This window comes from Bradyrhizobium sp. UBA2491 (assembly GCF_002341725.1).
Taxonomy (GTDB): Bacteria; Pseudomonadota; Alphaproteobacteria; order Rhizobiales; family Xanthobacteraceae; genus Bradyrhizobium.
On the sequence record NZ_DDOP01000042.1, the window covers coordinates 174,113 to 192,299 of the forward strand.

Annotated in this window: 16 protein-coding genes and 1 pseudogene; 8 read left to right on the plus strand and 9 right to left on the minus strand. The window is 61.3% G+C overall.

Annotation, left to right across the window (positions count from 1 at the left end; all coding sequences use genetic code 11):
• Positions 1-460: 460 nt before the first annotated feature.
• Positions 461-1,156 (plus strand): VIT1/CCC1 transporter family protein, encoded by a 696-nt coding sequence (locus tag B2W55_RS14140; RefSeq protein ID WP_006022566.1) that lies wholly within the window; start codon positions 461-463, stop codon positions 1,154-1,156.
• 548 nt (positions 1,157-1,704) lie between these two features.
• On the opposite strand, the gene B2W55_RS34250 is transcribed toward B2W55_RS14140, so the two are convergent.
• Both B2W55_RS34250 and B2W55_RS14145 read right to left on the minus strand, forming a co-directional pair.
• On the minus strand, positions 1,705-1,950 hold the full coding sequence (locus tag B2W55_RS34250) for a PilZ domain-containing protein (RefSeq protein ID WP_080655009.1): 246 nt from the start codon (positions 1,948-1,950) through the stop codon (positions 1,705-1,707).
• A 145-nt stretch (positions 1,951-2,095) separates the two neighbouring features.
• Positions 2,096-2,572, minus strand: a complete 477-nt coding sequence (locus tag B2W55_RS14145; RefSeq protein WP_124810153.1) for a hypothetical protein — start codon at positions 2,570-2,572, stop codon at positions 2,096-2,098.
• A 369-nt stretch (positions 2,573-2,941) separates the two neighbouring features.
• Between B2W55_RS14145 and B2W55_RS14150 the strand changes: the two genes are divergently transcribed.
• From B2W55_RS14150 to B2W55_RS14180, 7 genes are all read left to right on the plus strand, one after another.
• Positions 2,942-3,238 carry a hypothetical protein gene (locus B2W55_RS14150; protein ID WP_006022569.1) on the plus strand — a complete coding sequence of 99 codons (297 nt, stop codon included), beginning with the start codon at positions 2,942-2,944 and terminating at the stop codon, positions 3,236-3,238.
• 303 nt (positions 3,239-3,541) lie between these two features.
• The gene (mgtA, locus tag B2W55_RS14155) at positions 3,542-6,256 is read left to right on the plus strand and encodes a magnesium-translocating P-type ATPase (RefSeq protein ID WP_006022571.1); all 2,715 of its coding nucleotides are present in this window, start codon (positions 3,542-3,544) and stop codon (positions 6,254-6,256) included.
• A 561-nt stretch (positions 6,257-6,817) separates the two neighbouring features.
• A complete protein-coding gene (locus B2W55_RS14160) occupies positions 6,818-8,977 on the plus strand; it encodes a carbohydrate porin (protein WP_006022572.1) in 2,160 nt (719 codons plus the stop codon).
• Positions 8,978-9,064: 87 nt separating this feature from the next.
• A complete protein-coding gene (locus B2W55_RS14165; RefSeq protein WP_006022573.1) occupies positions 9,065-9,763 on the plus strand; it encodes an MgtC/SapB family protein in 699 nt (232 codons plus the stop codon).
• A 90-nt stretch (positions 9,764-9,853) separates the two neighbouring features.
• Positions 9,854-10,918: a sensor histidine kinase gene (locus B2W55_RS14170; protein WP_006022574.1), complete on the plus strand. Its 1,065-nt coding sequence runs from the start codon at positions 9,854-9,856 to the stop codon at positions 10,916-10,918.
• Positions 10,918-11,550, plus strand: a complete 633-nt coding sequence (locus tag B2W55_RS14175; protein ID WP_024584638.1) for a response regulator transcription factor — start codon at positions 10,918-10,920, stop codon at positions 11,548-11,550. The genes B2W55_RS14170 and B2W55_RS14175 overlap by 1 nt, the downstream gene beginning before the upstream one ends.
• A 418-nt stretch (positions 11,551-11,968) precedes the next feature.
• A complete protein-coding gene (locus B2W55_RS14180) occupies positions 11,969-12,928 on the plus strand; it encodes a LysR family transcriptional regulator (RefSeq protein WP_080890913.1) in 960 nt (319 codons plus the stop codon).
• Here B2W55_RS14180 and B2W55_RS14185 read toward each other — a convergent pair.
• The 7 genes and pseudogenes from B2W55_RS14185 to B2W55_RS14215 form a co-directional block, all read right to left on the minus strand.
• Complete coding sequence (locus B2W55_RS14185) at positions 12,861-13,100, minus strand: DUF2274 domain-containing protein (protein ID WP_024584635.1); 240 nt, start codon at positions 13,098-13,100, stop codon at positions 12,861-12,863. The genes B2W55_RS14180 and B2W55_RS14185 overlap by 68 nt on opposite strands.
• 1 nt (position 13,101) lies before the next feature.
• Positions 13,102-14,361: a TrbI/VirB10 family protein gene (locus B2W55_RS14190; protein ID WP_024584634.1), complete on the minus strand. Its 1,260-nt coding sequence runs from the start codon at positions 14,359-14,361 to the stop codon at positions 13,102-13,104.
• Positions 14,358-15,410, minus strand: a complete 1,053-nt coding sequence (trbG, locus tag B2W55_RS14195; RefSeq protein ID WP_024584633.1) for a P-type conjugative transfer protein TrbG — start codon at positions 15,408-15,410, stop codon at positions 14,358-14,360. The genes B2W55_RS14190 and trbG overlap by 4 nt, the downstream gene beginning before the upstream one ends.
• A complete protein-coding gene (gene trbF, locus B2W55_RS14200) occupies positions 15,407-16,090 on the minus strand; it encodes a conjugal transfer protein TrbF (protein WP_024584632.1) in 684 nt (227 codons plus the stop codon). Before trbF ends, trbG begins: the two co-directional genes overlap by 4 nt.
• Before the next feature lie 2 nt (positions 16,091-16,092).
• Complete coding sequence (gene trbL / locus B2W55_RS14205; protein WP_024584631.1) at positions 16,093-17,448, minus strand: P-type conjugative transfer protein TrbL; 1,356 nt, start codon at positions 17,446-17,448, stop codon at positions 16,093-16,095.
• 1 nt (position 17,449) lies between these two features.
• Positions 17,450-17,851: a putative entry exclusion protein TrbK-alt gene (gene trbK-alt, locus B2W55_RS14210; RefSeq protein ID WP_024584630.1), complete on the minus strand. Its 402-nt coding sequence runs from the start codon at positions 17,849-17,851 to the stop codon at positions 17,450-17,452.
• A 10-nt stretch (positions 17,852-17,861) separates the two neighbouring features.
• Positions 17,862-18,187 (minus strand): annotated as a pseudogene (locus B2W55_RS14215) (P-type conjugative transfer protein TrbJ); the annotation flags it as partial.

Below are 18,187 nucleotides of genomic sequence, written 5' to 3' on the forward strand. Positions count from 1 at the left end.
CGGAAGTGCGGGCAGGCCTTCAAAAATACAGGAAGGTATGTGGCGATGAATTGACAACAACGCGTGGCTTCAGCCGCTTCATTGACGTTGGGAACGTTCGTCTCATCGCTCTTCATCTTCATGAACTCAGATGTGGCGACCGCCTTACGTTTTGTAGCAGCGGAAAATGCCTCCATCAGGTCTACATGTCGCACCACGGACGATATCATCTGGTGATGAGTGTCAGGGCAAATGAAGTCACGTTGAGAGGCCTGGACAACACTCCGGCGATTGAAGTTGAATGCGGCTTTGGACTACAGCGTATGTGGCGATGGAACGGTAGGCGTTTCATCGGAAGATAGCATCATTGATCAGCCTGACCGGCCAAGTTTCCAGATCGATCTCGAAGGCAAGGCGCCTTTTCCTATGTGCTCAGCGCCGCGTTACAAAGCCTTAGAAATGTAATTCAGGACCATGTTCCATGCGAGCCCTTCATAAAGAGAACCATCTGATCGAACGAATAGGTTGGCTTCGCGCAGCGGTGCTAGGCGCCAATGACGGGCTGATTTCAACATCGAGTCTGATCGTCGGTGTTGCCGCCGCGACCGCCGCTTCCCACGAAATTCTGGTTGCTGGCGTAGCGGGGCTCGTCGCCGGAGCAATGTCGATGGCTGCAGGCGAATATGTGTCGGTCAGTTCCCAGGCCGATACGGAAGAAGCCGACATGGCGCGTGAGCGCCGCGAACTTGCCACGCAACCTGAAGCGGAGCTGGCCGAACTCGCCGCGATCTACGAGCAGCGTGGTGTAACGCCCGAACTGGCGCGACAGGTCGCCGAGCAGATGATGGCAAAGGACGCCTTCGGGGCCCATGCGAGGGATGAACTCGGACTGACCAGTCATGTGATGGCGAAGCCAGTTCAAGCGGCTTTCACTTCGGCGGTCACCTTCGCATCTGGCGCGACTTTGCCGCTGGCCGTCGCTCTCCTGTCGCCGGCCTGGACCGCCACCTGGACCGTCTCCATTGCCTGCCTCATCGGACTTGGCGTTCTCGGAGCGATCGGCGCTCGCGCTGGCGGCGCCAGCATATGGAAACCCACTCTTCGGGTCGTGTTTTGGGGAGCAGTCGCCATGGCCTCAACTGCGACCATTGGTGCCCTCATCGGTCGAGCCGTCTAGTTCGCGGAGCTCTCTATTTTTTAATCGATTTTGCACTCGATATTTGCATCGCTGCAGAATGGGATTTTCTGCGATGTATTCCAGCGGTACCCAATCACACATGCCGCGGACTTCAGGACTAGGAGAGAGCCACTGCGTACGCGGCCCAGATTTGGAAAGAGCTAGTCATTTCCTCATAGACCCGGGAGAAGCAAAATACCGGATACCTTGTACTTGGTCCGATATCAGCTCCGCGTTCGGTTCGGCGCACCCGTTTGGGTGGGGCTATTGGCGGCAGCCGGCGAACGCTGAAAGATGAGAGGATCACGATGCCCCAAAATAAATTAATCGCAGATTCAATCACATATGCGTTCGCACTTTTATCCAGTACGGCGCGCCATTCTCCTTGTGAGATTGGCTCTTTCCCCCACACATTGTCCTTGTTATTTCTGTAGCCTGCCGTCCGGCCATATCAGCCGTCACGCCTGCAGCGCCGTGCGCGCGGCCAGTATCTCGGGCCAGCGCCTTTACACTCGCCCTTGAAAGTGAAGGCGCGTTCTAGCTTTGTGTCAATCGAACGCCACGCCGATGCGCGTAGCGCTCCGCCAGACTATTCGACACTGTGAGCAAGCGCCGCCAGGTTCTATTTTCAGCTCGAAGGCATCCGGAATGTTCAGGGCAGCAGGAACTTCGAGGCAGGCGCCTGTGTCCGACAAGTTTCGGACGACGCAACTTATCACGGACGATCGCTGATTGAGAATGATCTTCCCCGTCAACAGCGTGCGGCGACGGCGAGTGGTGCGACGCTCCGTCATAACCAATACCAAACGACGCCGCAGGCGGTTGTCGCTGCCCCGCGTCTCGCCTCGACGGCCACCTTCGCGATTCCCGTATCGCGTGGCAGGTTATTGGCGAGTATTTTGAAGACGAGAGCCCCCGGCATAGCGCACTCGCAATACTTCAACGTAGAAACACCATCCGCGCGGTTTGGCCGAGCAGGACAAAGGCCAAAGATTCGTCCCAGTAGCTCAAGACTCCCAATCTGAATCGTTGGTGGTTCATGAGGGCCAAGGCACAGCTGATAGCCGCGCTCATAAACAGCATCATCGTAAGCGCTTTCCCGAATCCCCAGGGCAGCGGGCTTTGAGCACCGGCAAAGATCAGCACGATCAAAAGTTTGAGAGAAAGGCGACGGAGCACAAAGCGCGAGTCCGACGTCATTTTCGGCTCGGCTGCATAACGACGTCGTATCCGCGAAGAGGCAGTACGAAAGAGACACTGCGATAAACGCAATGTCGGTCGGGCAAAGGCATCCAAGCCCGTGCGGCGAAACCGAAACGCCGCTTTCAGAAAGGTTAAGGACAACGAATAAAGCAATCGCCGAAGACGAGGGCTTCGCGCGACGATGCGCTCGACAAGAACCATATCGATACCCACACTAGACCTCGGATCGAAATAAATCAGAGCGATCACATCGCTAGTGAAGTCGACGCGCCCGTGTCCGGTGAGTCTAAGCGGCTTGATATTGCGCAGGTAGTTATCGCCGAAGACCTTACAATATACGATGGTATATCCCGGATATTGTTTTGTATATCGGATCAACCCCGCAAGACACTGTCACTCAAGGAATGACGGTGATATCCAGCCAATGTCATCTAGCGGCTCCAACCCGCTGCCGACGCATGAGGATCAACGAGCAATGCCAAGCGACAGTAGTCGAGCAAGCGTGCCGCTCAGGTCGTTCTCGCGAGTCTGAATCATCAGTCTCGCCTGTGACGGCCGAGCGGCTCGTCACGGAGGTGAGACATGACTCTCCAATTTTTTACTCTGCCGGCTTCGCTCCGCGTTTCGCGGATCGCCTCGCCGAAACGCAATCCCGCATTCGCCGACCCGCGATGCGAGCGTGACCGTCCTTTCACGAAGTCTCCCCGCACGAACCGGACTCGACTGGTCGCGGCGTGGCGTGTCAATGGCGAGACCGGTCGGCTCGAATGCATCTGGATGCTTGACGCCGAACCAGACACGGGCGGCGGGTTGCGCCGATTGATCGAGCGCGCCGGACTCCTTCTTGCAGTTTACCAGCATGGTCGCTTTGCGGCGTGAGGCGTGTGATGCATTCCCTCACGCTGCATAAGGCCAGCACGGCGATGGTTCTGGTGTCCGCCGGCCTGGACGGGCTTCACCCCCGCCGGGGCGGCAATCCGTACTCGCGCAGAATCGCACGGTCGCGCGAAGGTGCGGACCCTCCCTGGTGAAGAGCGGCTGCGCTGCTCAAGCGCGGTCCGAATGCCGAGCGTCGTGAAGATGCATCGGTTTCATTATCCCCTCAGCCGACCAAGACCCCAAGCGCCGAAGACCGTGCCGAGAGGCGCATGGTCTCGGCGCTTGCGGCAGGAGATTCATCCAATGAATGCCCCCATCCTCAAGGCGGCTCTCAAGCCGCGCGGAAAAGACGAACGCAAGCTGTCGATGAAGGCGGTCCGTGAAGCCCAGAATGGGTTGGATGACACCTTCGAAAACGTCAAAGGCGACCGCAACGGCCTGATTGCCCGAGATGCGATCGAACGGCTGGCAAAAGACGGCCCCAATGAGGTTGCGCAAGAGCGACGCCTGCCAGCGGTTGTTCAGTTTTTTGGCGCTTTCAAGAATCCGTTCATTGCAGTGCTGCTGATCCTGGCTGGGATCAGCGCTGTAACGGACATCTGGCTTCGGCTTCAACATGGCGAGGATGCGGATCCGACAAAAGTCACCATCATCATCGTGATGGTGCTTGCCAGCGCCTTGATGCGCTTCGTTCAGGAGTACCGATCGAGCGCTGCGGCCGAAGCTCTGAAGGCGATGGTCCGCACGACGGCGACGGTTCTTCGTCGAGGATCGGCAACGTCAAATCCCGAAGCATTCGAAATCCCGATGCGAGAGATCGTCGCCGGCGACATCGTGCGTCTTTCAGCAGGGGATATGATCCCGGCAGACGTGAGGCTGATCGAATCCCGCGATCTGTTTGTGAGCCAGGCAGTGCTCACCGGTGAGGCCATCCCTGTTGAGAAGTATGACACGCTCGGGTCTGTCGCCGAGAAGTCCGCGGCGAGCGTAGCGTCCAGCGAAATGAACGCGCTCGACATGCCCAACGTCTGCTTCATGGGCACCAACGTCGTGAGCGGCACGGCGACCGCGCTTGTCGTTGCCACGGGTGCTCGCACCTATTTCGGATCGTTAGCCAAGGCGATCGTCGGATCGCGCGCTCAAACGGCGTTCGATCGCGGCATCAACAGTGTGAGCTGGCTGCTCATCCGCTTCATGCTCGTCATGGTTCCTGTCGTCTTTGTCATCAACGGCCTGACCAAAGGCGACTGGGTGGAAGCGCTGTTGTTCGGCCTTGCCGTCGCCGTCGGACTTACCCCCGAAATGCTGCCGATGATCGTTTCCTCGAACCTCGCGAAGGGCGCCGTAGCGATGGCGCGGCGCAAAGTCGTCGTGAAGCGACTCAACGCCATTCAGAACTTCGGCGCGATGGATGTTCTCTGCACGGACAAGACCGGCACGCTGACTCAGGACAAGATCATTCTGGAGCACCACGTCGACGTTACCGGGCAACCCAACGCTGACGTTCTCCGGTTGGGCTGGTTGAACAGCTACCACCAGAGCGGCGTGAAGAACCTGATGGATCAGGCCGTCGTGCGATTCGCCGGGGCGGAGCCAGCCATCACGAACACGGCCGCGAGCTACCGAAAAGTCGATGAACTTCCGTTCGACTTCGTGCGCCGCCGACTCTCAGTGGTCGTCGAGGGCGAGGACGGAGATCACTTGCTCATCTGCAAGGGCGCGGTTGAGGAGATGCTGTCGATCTCTACGCACGTCAGAAGAGGCAAAGATCTGATCCGCCTTGGTGACGTTGAGCGCAAGAATCTGGCTGCGATGGCTCGGGCGTACAACGAGGACGGATTCCGTGTGCTGGTCGTCGCCACCCGAGGGTTTGTGGCGTCCGAGGCCAAGACGCATTATGCCATCGCGGACGAAGCCGATCTCACGATTCAGGGGTTCCTTACTTTTCTCGACCCGCCAAAGGAGACGGCTGGACCAGCAATCGCTGCGCTCGCGGAGCATGGCGTCAAGGTCAAGGTTCTTACGGGCGACAATGCGGTCGTGAGTGCCAAGATCTGCCGTGAAGTAGGACTTGAACCGGGCCAAGCCGTACTCGGGCGCGACATAGAAAAATTGGACGACACCGCGCTTCGCGTTTTGGTCGAGGAGCGGACGATCTTCGCGAAGCTCACTCCGCTCCAGAAGTCGCGTGTATTGCAGGCGCTTCAGGCTAACGGTCATACCGTCGGATTTCTCGGTGACGGCATCAATGACGCCCCGGCGCTGCGCGATGCCGATGTCGGCATTTCCGTCGATAGCGGCGCCGATATTGCGAAGGAGTCGGCCGATATCATCCTGCTCGAGAAGAGCCTGATGGTTCTTGAGGAGGGTGTGCTGAAGGGGCGCGAAACCTTCGGCAACATCATGAAATACCTCAACATGACCGCCAGCTCGAACTTCGGAAACGTGTTTTCAGTGCTGGTGGCGAGCGCATTCATTCCGTTCCTGCCGATGCTGTCGATCCATTTGCTCGTGCAAAACCTGATGTACGACATTTCCCAATTGGCGCTGCCTTGGGATCACATGGACAAGGAGTTTCTCAGCAAACCGCGGAAGTGGGATGCCAAGAATATCGGTCGTTTCATGATCTGGATCGGGCCGACGTCCTCGATCTTCGACATCACGACGTTCGCTCTGATGTGGTTCGTCTTTGCCGCCAATAGCCCGGAGCATCAATCGCTCTTTCAGTCGGGCTGGTTCATCGAGGGCCTGCTTTCTCAAACGCTCGTGGTCCATATGCTGCGTACCCAGAAGATTCCCTTCGTCAACAGCACAGCGGCTTTGCCGGTCTTGCTGATGTCGAGCGTCATCTGCGTACTGGGGATCTATTTGCCGTTCTCTCCGCTGGGAGCAGCCATCGGATTGCAGCCCCTGCCTATCGCCTACTTCCCGTGGCTGGCCGGAACGCTGCTCTGCTACTGCCTCGTCGCTCAACTGATGAAGACCGTCTACATCCGCCGGTTCGGACAATGGTTCTGACGGCCAAGCGCATGAGAGGTCCTGATCATGTCCACATCACCGTTGATCCTGAGATTTGCGCCGCCGCAGGCTGGAGACTGCCCGCGACAAGGGCCGCCACCGCCGAGGCGACAAGCGCCGCGTCCGCCCCACAATCGCGAGCCGGGCGATGCCAGGTCGTCGCTTCGGAATCGGTTGGACAGACGTTTGTGTTGGGCTTTGGCGGTTTTGGCGATGTTCGTGACGCATGCGGCCGTTCACCTTGCTCGTCGCCGTCTGCTGGACGGTTTCAAGCTCAGATTCCTGCTGCGTTGCGGCGCACGGTTGAACAGAGCGGCGATATCGCGAATGCGGCGTTGCCGCTGGTGAGCCACACAAGCGCAAAACGATCGCTTGCATGGAACCAAAGCACGAGGCCCGGACCTGAACCGGACTTCGATCAGCAAGGAGCTTCAAATGGACGACCCATCTAGTCGCGGCGCGACCAACAACTCGCGCCGCTTGAATTCACGAGAAAACTAGGAGGGCAGCTCGCGGCTATTGGCGCCGGGCGCTCTCGCAACCCGACGCCAGGAGTAGCCCATGACTTATTTTACGACCCACGGACTTCCCAATTTCACTATCACCACCGGACTGAAGGTTTTCAGGCGTCGTCGGGTTCTTTTTTGCCGACTGATGGTGATCGCTTTCTACTTGCTGGCGCTCGGTCTTGTAGCGGTTCTTCAGGTAACCAAAGCGCACGCGCAAGAACTTCAAACGACTCCCGGCCATCCGGATGCGGCACGGCTCAACACTAGTGGACCGCAACCCATCCTGGCGATGCCAACGAAGGCACCGGGGGCCTCGCGTGACAATAAGGTGGAATCGGGCGGGCCCGACTGGTCGGGCGTCTATTTTGGCGGACACACCGGTTTCGGGGCTGGCAGCCTTGGCCCGGGAACGAACCCCGTCTTGAATCAGTCCGTTGGCCTGCCGCCTACGGTGACAGGAATGATCGGCGGCTTTCAGGGAGGCTACAACTTTCAGGCCAGCGATCGTTGGGTGCTCGGCGCGGAAGCCGATGTCACTTTTGTGAGCCCGCCCGATGAGACGCGACGGATACCGGCTCCCTTCAACACATCCCTGGATGTCGTGGGGACGGTGCGTGGCAGGATCGGCTATGCTTTTGGCCCATTCCTCCCCTATGCAACGGGAGGCCTCGCTTGGACACGAACGAACGTCGACATCAATGGCGATGACGGCAGCGTTTTGTCAAAACTGGGGCGCTGGCACGCTGGGTGGACGGCAGGCGCAGGTGTCGAAATGGCCTTGGGCGGACCATGGACGGCACGCGTCCAGTACGACTACCTCGATCTGGCTTCCTCGACCTATCGACTCGATGGTGCCGGACTGCGCGATGTGTCCGTCCGCCCCCGAACCCAGAGGTTCACGCTTGGCCTGAACTACCGACTGGGCGATGTGGCCTCGACACTCCCAAGACCACCGGCAACTGTCGAAATGTCGCCGGACTGGAATATTCATGGCCAGACCACATTCATCGCCCAAGGCTATCCCGCGATTCGTTCCCCCTACGCTTCCAGCGCCAGCCTGCCCGGTGGTGGGCAAGTTCGTGAGACGTGGACCGCGGACGCATTTCTTGGCGTGAGGCTTTGGGACGGTGGTGCGTTCTATTTCAATCCCGAGCTAGCCCAAGGCTTCGGGCTGAACGGGACGCTCGGACTCGCAGGCTTTCCAAATGGAGAAGCGCAAAAAGGCGGCGCTGAATTTCCGAAATTTCGGCCACAGCGCTACTATCTTCAGCAGACATTCGGTCTTGGTGGCGAGCAGGAGGATGTCGCAGACGGCCCCCTGCAACTGGCGGGGCGACGCGATATCGATCGCGTCACTGTCACGGTTGGTCGTTTCGCGGTTGGCGATTTCTTCGACGCGAATGCCTATGCCAAGGATCCGCGCGCGGATTTCATGAATTGGGCAATCTGGTCGTCGGGGGCCTATGACTTCCCCGCCGACCTTCCCGGCATGACGCGCGGTGCGGTCATCGAGCTGAATCGTAAGGATTGGGCTGTGCGAGCCGGGGCCTTCCAAGTGCCCAGGGAGCCGAACAGTGATGTTTTGGTCTTCAATGGGGGCGGCGGTGGCGCCGTCGAGTTCGAGGAACGGCACAGCCTGTTCGGGCAGCCGGGTAAGGTTCGGATCGGCGCTTTCATCAACCGTGGTTACACCGGCGCGTATCGCGACGCTATCAACCTCGCGCAAGCGAGCCCTCAAACAGATATCAACGATGCGATGACGGCCCTGCGCCGCAATCAGAATAAGTATGGCTTTTATGGAAATATCGAACAGGCTTTGACAGCTGACCTCGGGCTTTTCGCCCGTGCAAGCTGGAACGACGGCCGCACCGAAATCCTCTCCTTCACGGACATCGACCGCAGCATTTCCGGTGGTTTCTCCCTAAAGGGTTCTGCATGGGGACGGCCTGCGGACACGATCGGAGTCGGTGCTGCGGTCAACGGCCTCTCGAGTGCACATCGTAACTTCCTCGCCGCCGGAGGCACGGGGTTGCTGATCGGTGATGGGAGACTGCGCTACGGCCACGAGTCGATCGTCGAGGCGTATTACGCCTTGCGGGTCAACGGCTGGAGCACCGTCACCTTCGACTATCAGTTTGTTGCAAACCCCGCCTACAACGCCGACCGCGGACCAGCCTCGATTCTGTCGCTTCGCGCCCACGCCGAATTCTGACAGCGAGTGGAGTGGCAATTCCAGCAATAGCGCGGGCTTGCGCCTCGGGAGGGCGCGACCGACGCAACGAGATGGGAACACATTCAGATGGATTGGCAAAGCCTTGGCCACACCGCACTCACGCTCGGGGGCGCATTCCTTCTTGGCGGCTTGATCGGCTTCGAACGGCAATGGCGCCAGCGCCTGGCCGGGCTGCGAACCAATACCCTCGTCGCGCTCGGCGCGGCCATCTTCGTCCTCTTTGCCGGGCTGTTCCCCGGCGAGGCGAGCCCGACGCGCGTTGCGGCCCAGATTGTTTCCGGCATCGGCTTTATGGGCGCCGGCATCATCTTCAAGGAAGGGTTGAATGTGCGCGGGCTCAACACCGCCGCGACGCTGTGGTGCTCCGCCGCGATCGGCGCGCTGTGTGGGGCCGGATTTTTCTTTCATGCATTGATTGCGACGACGTTCGTCATCGCCGTCAACGCAGTTCTGCGCCCGCTCGTGCGCCTCGTTGAGCGCCAGTCATTCGCCGCAAGCCCGTTGGACAGCGCATATGCGATCAGCATCATCTGCCATGGAGAGGCTGAGGCGCATGTTCGGGCGCTTCTTCTTCGCGATCTCGCCGGTGCGCTGCACATCCGCGACCTCGAAAGCACGAATATCGAGGACACAAACCGAGTCCAGGTGAGCGCGACAGTGCGAGCCGACACTCGGCAGGATCGCCTTTTGGAACAGATTATCGGTCGTCTCAGTCTGGAGCCGCTGGTAACATCTGCTCGGTGGCGGTTCGAGCCAGGCGAGTGACCGAGAAGCAATAGTTATCTAGGTACACGGCGGAGTAGATTCTCCAGGGAAGAATATTGAAAGTAGGTAAGTTGATCGAGAAGGTGAACAATGCTCAAGATCGCCAATGATATACGTCCCGGATCGGCGCTGACGTTGATCGCGATGGGCGTTGCGATGGCCGGCATTTTTATCGCCGATACGGTCACGGACTACGCCATCGCAGCGGCCGTATTCTACACAGCGGTCATTCTCGTTGCGACACGCATCTTGTCTGGCACGGCTGTAGTGGCCCTCGCTTGCATTTGTGTCGCGCTGACCCTGATCAGTTTTTTCTTGACCCACTCCGGTGCGTATGAGGTCGGCATCGTCAATACCGGGATTAGTATCGTTGCGATCGGCGTTACAACCTATCTCAGTTTAAGGATGGTGGCTGCGAAGGCCGAGGCGCTGGAGGCGCGCGATCGGCTTTTGCGAATTGCGCGGGTCACGACGCTCGGTCAACTGTCGGCGTCGATCGCGCACGAAGTCAACCAGCCCCTGGCTGCCGTCGTCGCCAGCGGCGGCGCGTGCACCCGATGGCTTGCCCAGGAGCCGCCAAATCTCGACAAGGCCCGCCTCGCGCTCGACCGCATCGTCAGCGATGCCAACCGGGCAAGCCAGGTCATCGCGCGCATTCGCGCCCTTTCGAAGGGCGAGGCGCCGCGCCGACAACCATTCGACCTCAGGGAAGCTGTCATGGAAATCGCGACCTTGTCGCGCGGCGAGATCGAGCGTGGCGGCGTCGCCTTGCAACTGGACCTGCATGACGGCCTACCTCGCGTTTTTGCCGATCGGGTCCAGATCCAGCAGGTCATCAGCAATCTCGTCCTCAATGCGACCGAGGCGATGTCGGACCGCGCATTGCCCGAGCGTCGTCTGCGAATTGCCGCCTCGCAGGATGGACGGGATGCGATCGTTCTCGCGGTGGCCGATTCCGGCACCGGTCTGGCGCCGGGAGCTCGTGAGCACCTCTTTGACGCCTTCTGGACGACGAAAGAGGGAGGCATGGGTCTTGGCCTTACCATCAGTCAGACGATCGTTGAAGCGAATGGCGGACAGATTTCCGCGGCTCCAGTCCCTGGAGGCGGGACCGTATTTGAGGTGCGCCTGCCGCGCCACATGGAGGCAGCCTGATGAAAAATGAACCGACGGCGGATTCGCGGCCGCAGCCCATCGTCTATGTCATCGATGACGATCGGTCCGTTCGCGCCGCGCTCGAAGATTTGCTCGCATCCGTTGGGCTACAGGTGCGCTCGTATAGCTCGGTTGCCGAATTTCTGGAAAGCTCCATGCCGGACGCGCCCGGCTGCCTGCTGCTCGATGTGAGAATGCCCGGACAAAGCGGGATCGATTTTCATCGGCAAATGCCTGAATACGGCATTCATCTGCCGACGATATTCATCACGGGACATGGGGACATCACGATGGGCGTGAACGCCATCAAGAATGGCGCCTTCGAGTTCTTGACCAAGCCGTTTCGCGACCAAGACCTGCTGGATGCTATCCAACAAGCGATCGAAAAAGACCGGCGAAGGCGCGAGAGCGAAGCGCGTTCGCTGGATTTGAATGCGCGTTGGGAGACATTGACGCCCGGCGAACGAGACGTTTTCAAGCTCGTTGTAAAGGGTCTTCTTAATAAGCAGATTGCTGCCGAATTGAATGTTAGTGAGATTACGGTGAAGGTTCGCCGGAGCCATCTTATGCAAAAGTTGCAAGCCAAGACGGTTATTGACCTTGTTAGGATTTCAGACAATTTAAGCGTCTGAATCTCGATACCGGCTGAATGACATCTGCCAAATTCGTCGGCACCAAATCAGTGGGATATATCGGCGCCCGACCTATTCAGGGGCCGGTATATTTGATCGATACCTTCGTATATCGAGACTATATAAAATCATCCGTCCGCGCGCGCATGCGACCGTCTATTTGAGGCATGAATCAGGAGGTGCTGCCTTAGTTGCGGTTTGGACGCGGTGGTCGTGGTAGCTTGTGCATATAGATCGATGCATGCGATCAGGTTGCGAAGGTTGTCGATCGGTATCGCGCGTACGTTCTTGAACGGTCGACGCCCACTCAAGGAACATACAAAAGCGCTTCTGGCCGAATACATACAGAAGCAAATGCGACCTTGGGCTGTTACAACGTCAGACCTCATTTCAAATAGGCCGTGGTCGCGAGCGGCCCATGCTTGAACTCCGCCAGATTCGGTACTTCCTTGCTGCGGCCGAGCACGGTAGCTTTCGAAAGGCGGCGTCGGCCTTGGAGATACAGGAATCAGCGATCAGCCGTCGCATCCGCGATCTTGAAGACGAACTTGGTGCCTCGTTGTTTCAGAGGCACAACGGCGGCGTCTGCCTGACGTTGGCGGGGCAGCATTTCGTGCGTCGCGCACGTAAGGGTCTTCAGCAGATCGAGCACGGCGCTAGGGATGTGGCCGCCATAGGCCGCTCTGAGCGGGGGCATATCAAGGTTGGTATCTTTTCGTCGCTCGCGTCCGGATTCCTGTGCGAGTTACTGGGGGCCTATGGCAAGGAACATGCGAGTGTACGGGTCGAATTTTTTGACGGTGATCCTGCGGATCATGTTGCCTCGATCCGGCGACTTCAGCTCGATGTAGCTTTCATTACGGGAACCGCACAGTGGTCGGACTGCCAAACAGAACAGCTTTGGTCCGAGCGAGTATTCGCAGTGCTGCCCAGCGACCACCCTCTTTCCGAGAAACCGGTGCTTAGCTGGAGTGATCTTGCTGGCGAGAGATTTATTGTAAGTGACGGCGCCCCTGGATCGGAGATCCACGACTATTTGGTCCAGCGCCTCGCCGATCTTGGGCGACACCCGGAAATCCACACCCAATACGTGGGGAGAGACAATCTCCTATCGCTCGTTGCGATCGGGCGTGGCCTGACCGTCATGAGTGAGGCCGGAACGGCAGCCCAGTTTCCTGGAACTGTTTATCGGCAGCTTGTGGATGAGGTTCTACCATTTTGTGCGGTCTGGTCACCACGGAATGACAACCCCGCATGGCGCCGCCTCCTGAGTCTCGCACGTTCGATGTCACGGTCAGCAGCTGCGACAATCATCCAGGCGACCGCGGCGATCCTTTTGACCTCCTCGCCGCTACAAATCCCCGATCCGTGGCTATGAACCGCTCCAGCATCGGGATGATTAGGCGAACGGGGTCGGCCGGTGACTGCCCCGCTTCGCGGGCGAGAATCTCGGCATAGGCGACGAGATCGCGGTGAAGGCTCGCTGGCAGCTCCACCGAGACCTTCACCGGCTTGTCGTCGACGATCGGTCCCAATTTCAGCTTGGCCATCTCAGCCTCCGTAGGGTTCGAGCACTAGATCGCGCGTGACGATGACGCGGACGGGGAACCCCGGCCGGATGGTGAGCGTCGGAGCAATGTTGAGCTGACGCTGGACGATCTGCTGACCGGTCTGGCTGACGCTGTTCGAGGCGCTCTGACGAAGAGCGCGGACGATATCGCTGTCCTGACCCGACGAACCGGCCTCGGCGCCGATACTCAGGATCGTTGAGAGCGCAGCGGCCTTGAACAGTTCGCCCCAGTGATAGTCGACACCATCCTCGAGCCCGGCATAGCCCTCCGCGTCTGCACCAGGCTGACGCTCCAGCACGATGGAGCGGCCATTGGGGAAGATCAGCCGATTCCAGACGAGGAGAATGCGCCGCTGACCGAAGCCGACGCCGCTGTCATACTGCCCGACGACGCGCGTGCCCTGGGGCACGAGCAGGATCTTGCCGGTCGGGCTGTCATAGATGTTCTCGGTCACCTGCGCGGTGATCTGACCGGGCAGGTCGGAGCGAATGCCTGTGATGAGCGCGGCGGCGATGACGGCACCGGCCTGAAGCACATTCTTCGACGCCGGCGCCGCAACACGATCCGGCGAGACGGTTCGCTTGTCGGGCGCCTGGTTGAGGAATGCGAGCTGCCGGTCCTGCGCCGAGGGCGTCGCCGGCTGCGGCGCGAGGCCGAGGCTGGAGAGATCGGCGAGAGGCGTGGCGGTCGCGGTCGGTTGCGCCGAGGTCGCGGCACTGGCGGGCCGATTCTCGGTCGAGGCGAACAGCCGTGCGGTCCGCGCAGCCTCCAGCTCCTGGGCCCGGCGTTGTTCCTCTGGGCTTGGTCCCACGGGGCCTGTCGGCCGTGCGCCGATCGGCGGCACGGGGGCGCCATTCTGCGCATTGAGGATCGGACGGCCGAGGTCGCCGGGCAGTGGCGGGCCGAGCTTCGGAACGCCGGAATAATCCTTCGGCAATCCAGCGAGGCCATCCGGTGTCGAGCGGTTGTCCGTCGAGTACAGCTCTTGGCCTTGGCCGCCGTGACGGATCTGAAGCGCGTAGATCAGCGCCCCGCCCACACCGAGGCTTGCGGCGAGCCCCAGACCAGCCAGCACTTTGCGGGACAGGCGGGTCACGCGCGGCGGTTCGGCGCGCAGCCGCATCGTCGCGGCGGGCTCGCCGGTCAGCGGCCGGGTGTCGTCATCGTCGGCCGGCTGAGGCTGGGGCGTCGAACCCAGCGCCCCGCCTTCTTCCTTTTCGGGATCGCGTTCGTCGCTCACGATGCCGGCCTCCCGTCGGTGCGAGAGATGCGGACGCGCTTCTGGCTCTTGCCCGCGCCGAACCGCAATTCGGAGGCGGCGAAGAGGCGATCCACGATCATGTAGTTGCCGCGCACGCGATAGTTCACCAGCTCGGACGTGTCGCCCTCCGGCCCGACCACAAACAGCGGCGGCATCTCGCCTTGGCCGATGCCGCGCGGAAACTCGATGAATACCTGTTTCCCGTCATCGAAGGCGCGCAGCGGCCGCCACGGCGCACGGTCGCCCGTCACCTCGTATCGGAAATTGACGCGCGCGAGATCGATGCCGCTCGATACCGGCTGCGCCGCCTCAGCCTGCTGGTTCTGGCGGCGCAGCGCGATGAGCTGGTCCTGCGGATATTGCCAGGACACCGACGCCATGTAGGTCGAAGGGGTTGCGCGTAATTCCATGTGATAGGTGCGCCTGTCGGTGTTGATGACGAGATTCGTCATCAACTCGGCGCGGGTAGGCTTCACGAGGATATGGATCTGCTTGGCCGCGCCAATGCCGCTCTCGGTATCACCGATGATCCAGCGCACCGTGTCGCCAGCGGCGACGGGACCGGAGCCGACGAGTTGCTCGCCGGGCTGAAGCGCGATGTCAGTGATCTGACCCGGTGACGCGTAGACCTGATAGAGCGCGCCATCGACGAAGGGATAGACCTGCATCGAGTTGATGAAGCCGTTGCGGACGGGTTGGACGCGCGCGGCGGCGTTAGCCTGGTTCACGCGCGCGGCGGGATCGGCCGGTTCCGGCTCGGGTTTGCCGTCCTTGCCGACCGGTTTCAACTGGCCGGGCAGCGGGAGCAGCTTCGGCAACTCCACGACCCGCACGGGTTTCGGCGGATCGGCGGCGATGACAGCGGGTGCGGCATCGTCATAGGAAATCTCGGGCGGCGGCGTGTGTCCGGCACAGCCCGCGAGCGCCGATGTGCAAAGCAGGAGAAGCGGCAAGCCGGATTTACGGAAACCCGGAACGGCACGGTTGAGGAAAGCCGGCCTCCCGGCTTTGCGGAAGGTCGGTGTCATTGTCCAAGCTCCTTCGACCAGTTGATGGCGTTGACGTAGATTCCGAGGGGATTCTTCCGCAGCGTGTCGGCGTCGCGAGGAGGCTGCACGACAACGGTGAGGATGGCGGACCAGCGCTCGGTGGAAGCCAGCGAGCCATCCTGATAGCGGCGCTCGATCCAGGCGATGCGGAAGCTCGATGGCGAAGCGCGGATCACCGACGACACCTCGATCGCGATCTGCTGCTTGCCGACCTTGGTGAAGGGGTCGTTGGCGCGGGCATAGTCGTTGAGCGCGAGCGCGCCGCCCTGTGTCGTGAAGTCGTAGGCGCGCAGCCAGTTCTGCCGCACGATGATCGCGTCGGATGGGATCGAGCGGACCTGCTCGATGAAGCGCGCGAGGTAGAAGGCGATTTGCGGGTCGTTCGGCTGGTAGTCCGCAGTCGCCGGCGCGACCGCCTGCGCCTGACCGAGCCGGTCGACCTGCACCACCCAGGGCACGATCGAGCCGTTGGCCGACTGCCAGACCAGCGCGGCCGAAAGCCCGCATGCGAGCGCCAGCGAGCCGAAGGCCATGTAGCGCCAGTTGCGGGCCTGAACGCGGGCGGAGCCGATACGATCGTCCCAGACCTGAGCGGCGCGCTGATAGGGCGTCTCGGGCTGCGGGGCTTTGCCGTAATGGGTGGATGGTCGTTTGAACATGGTCAGTCGCTTTCGGAAAGGTTGACGGAGGAGCCGCCGCCGTGGCTGTCGCCGCTGCGCACGGCGTGGGCGGCCGCGGAGACGCCGTGTGACATTTGCTGCGAGCGCTTCATGCGCTTCGCCCAGGCCGGCGGGCCGTCGCTGGCAGAGGACGCGGCTCCCGGAGATGCGGCTTCAGCGGCGGTTGTCGTTGCGGCGCCGGATGCGCCCGTGGCGACCTCCGTCGCTGCCTGCCCACCGGCCTGATAGCTCTGTTTGAGGCTGTCGGCGGCGCGCCCAGCTGCGCGTTTCAACGGGGAGACGGCGGCCTTCGCGCCGGTACTGGCAACATTGCTAAGGCCCGACGCGACGCCCGATGCGCCGGATTGGCCGGCCGCGCCGAGGCTGTAGGCGGTGGAGGCTCCGCCGGCGAGGGCCGCACCGCCACGAGCCGCGGCGGCTGCGCCGCCAGCAAGTGCAGCGCCACCGGATACGGCTGCGCCGGCGGCGGCCGCGCCTGCTGCGACAACGCCGCCGGCGGCAAGACCAGTGCCAATGGCTGCGCCGGCGCCGAGCTGCGGGCCACCGGAGATGAGGCCGTTGGCGATGCCGGGGCCGAAGATGCCGAGACCGAGCAGCGACAGCGCGGCGAGCACGATCGCCATGGCGTCGTCGATCGACGGTGTATTGCCGCCAAATCCGGATGTGAACTCAGAGAAGAGGGTCGAGCCGATGCCGATGATGACGGCGAGCACCAGCACCTTGATGCCGGAGGAGATGACGTTGCCGAGCACACGCTCGGCCATGAAGGCGGATTTGCCGAACAGGCCGAAGGGAATGAGGACGAAGCCGGCGAGCGTCGCCAGCTTGAACTCGATCAGGGTGACGAAGAGCTGGATCGCGAGGATGAAGAACGCCAGCAGCACTAGTGCCCAGGCGAAAAACATGCAGGCGATCTGGATGAAGTTCTCGAAAAACGACCAGTAGCCCATCAGGCTGGAGATGGAGTCGAGCAGCGGGCGGCCAGCATCGAGACCGGTCTGCGCCACCTTGCCGGGGCGCATGAGATCGCTGACGGCAAAGCCCGTGCCAGACGCCTTCAGGCCGAGGCCCGCGAAGCTCTCGAAGACGATGCGGGCGAGATTGTTCCAGTTGGAAATCAGGTACGCGAAGACACCGACGAAGAGCGTCTTTTTCACCAGCCTCGCCATGATGTCGTCGTCGGCGCCCCACGACCAGAATAGCGCGGCGAGCGTGACGTCGATAACGATCAAGGTGGTGGCGATGAAACCGACTTCGCCGCCGAGCAGCCCGAATCCGCCGTCGATGTAGCGGGTGAAGACCTCGAGGAAATGGTCGATGACGCCGGTGCCGCCCATGTCAGCGAACCTCCGGCTGAGCGGGGTCGGCCTGCATCGCAGGCCCGGTCATGTCCGCTGGCGCACTGTCTTTGTGGATGGGATCAGCCGACCCGGGCGCGCTTGGAAACAGCGTGGCTGGCGCAACCGGCGACGGTGATGAAACCGGTGCCGGCCGGCCGAGGAAGCGGCGCCGGTTCTCCGCCCACGCCTTCAGGCAACCGGGGTCACGCGTGCCGGCCTCGCCGATCTCGGAACAGCGAAGCAGTTCTGCGGTGAGTGGATCTAAGGCTGTGACTGGACGGCCCCGCGTCGCGAGGACGTCCGTCGAAACGTCCTTGCGGTTCATCTCGATCGCGGTCGCCGTGATGGCGACCGCGACGAAGACGATGGCGCCGACGCGAGCGAGGGTCTTGCCGTCCATCGTGCCAGCCTCAGTTGCCGCTGTTCGGGAACATGCGGGCATTGCCGGGCTGGTAGCCCGAGCCCGGCGTCAGGAAACGCCGGCGCTGCTCGCGGCCCTGTTCGGCGGCGGCGGCCTGCTCGGCCGACTGCAAGGCCTGCGCCCGGCCGTTGGCCGCCACGACGGCGGTGAGATCCGCGAGTTGCTGCGCCTGGAGCGCAAGGAGTTGGTTGCCGGCCTGCGTCGCCTGCAGCGCGCCGGTCGCGCCCTGGCTCTGGCCGATCAGCGCCGACATCTGCGTGCGATTGGTGTCGATGTTGCCGACGACGCCCGCCTGTGTCATTCGGCCTGCAATAT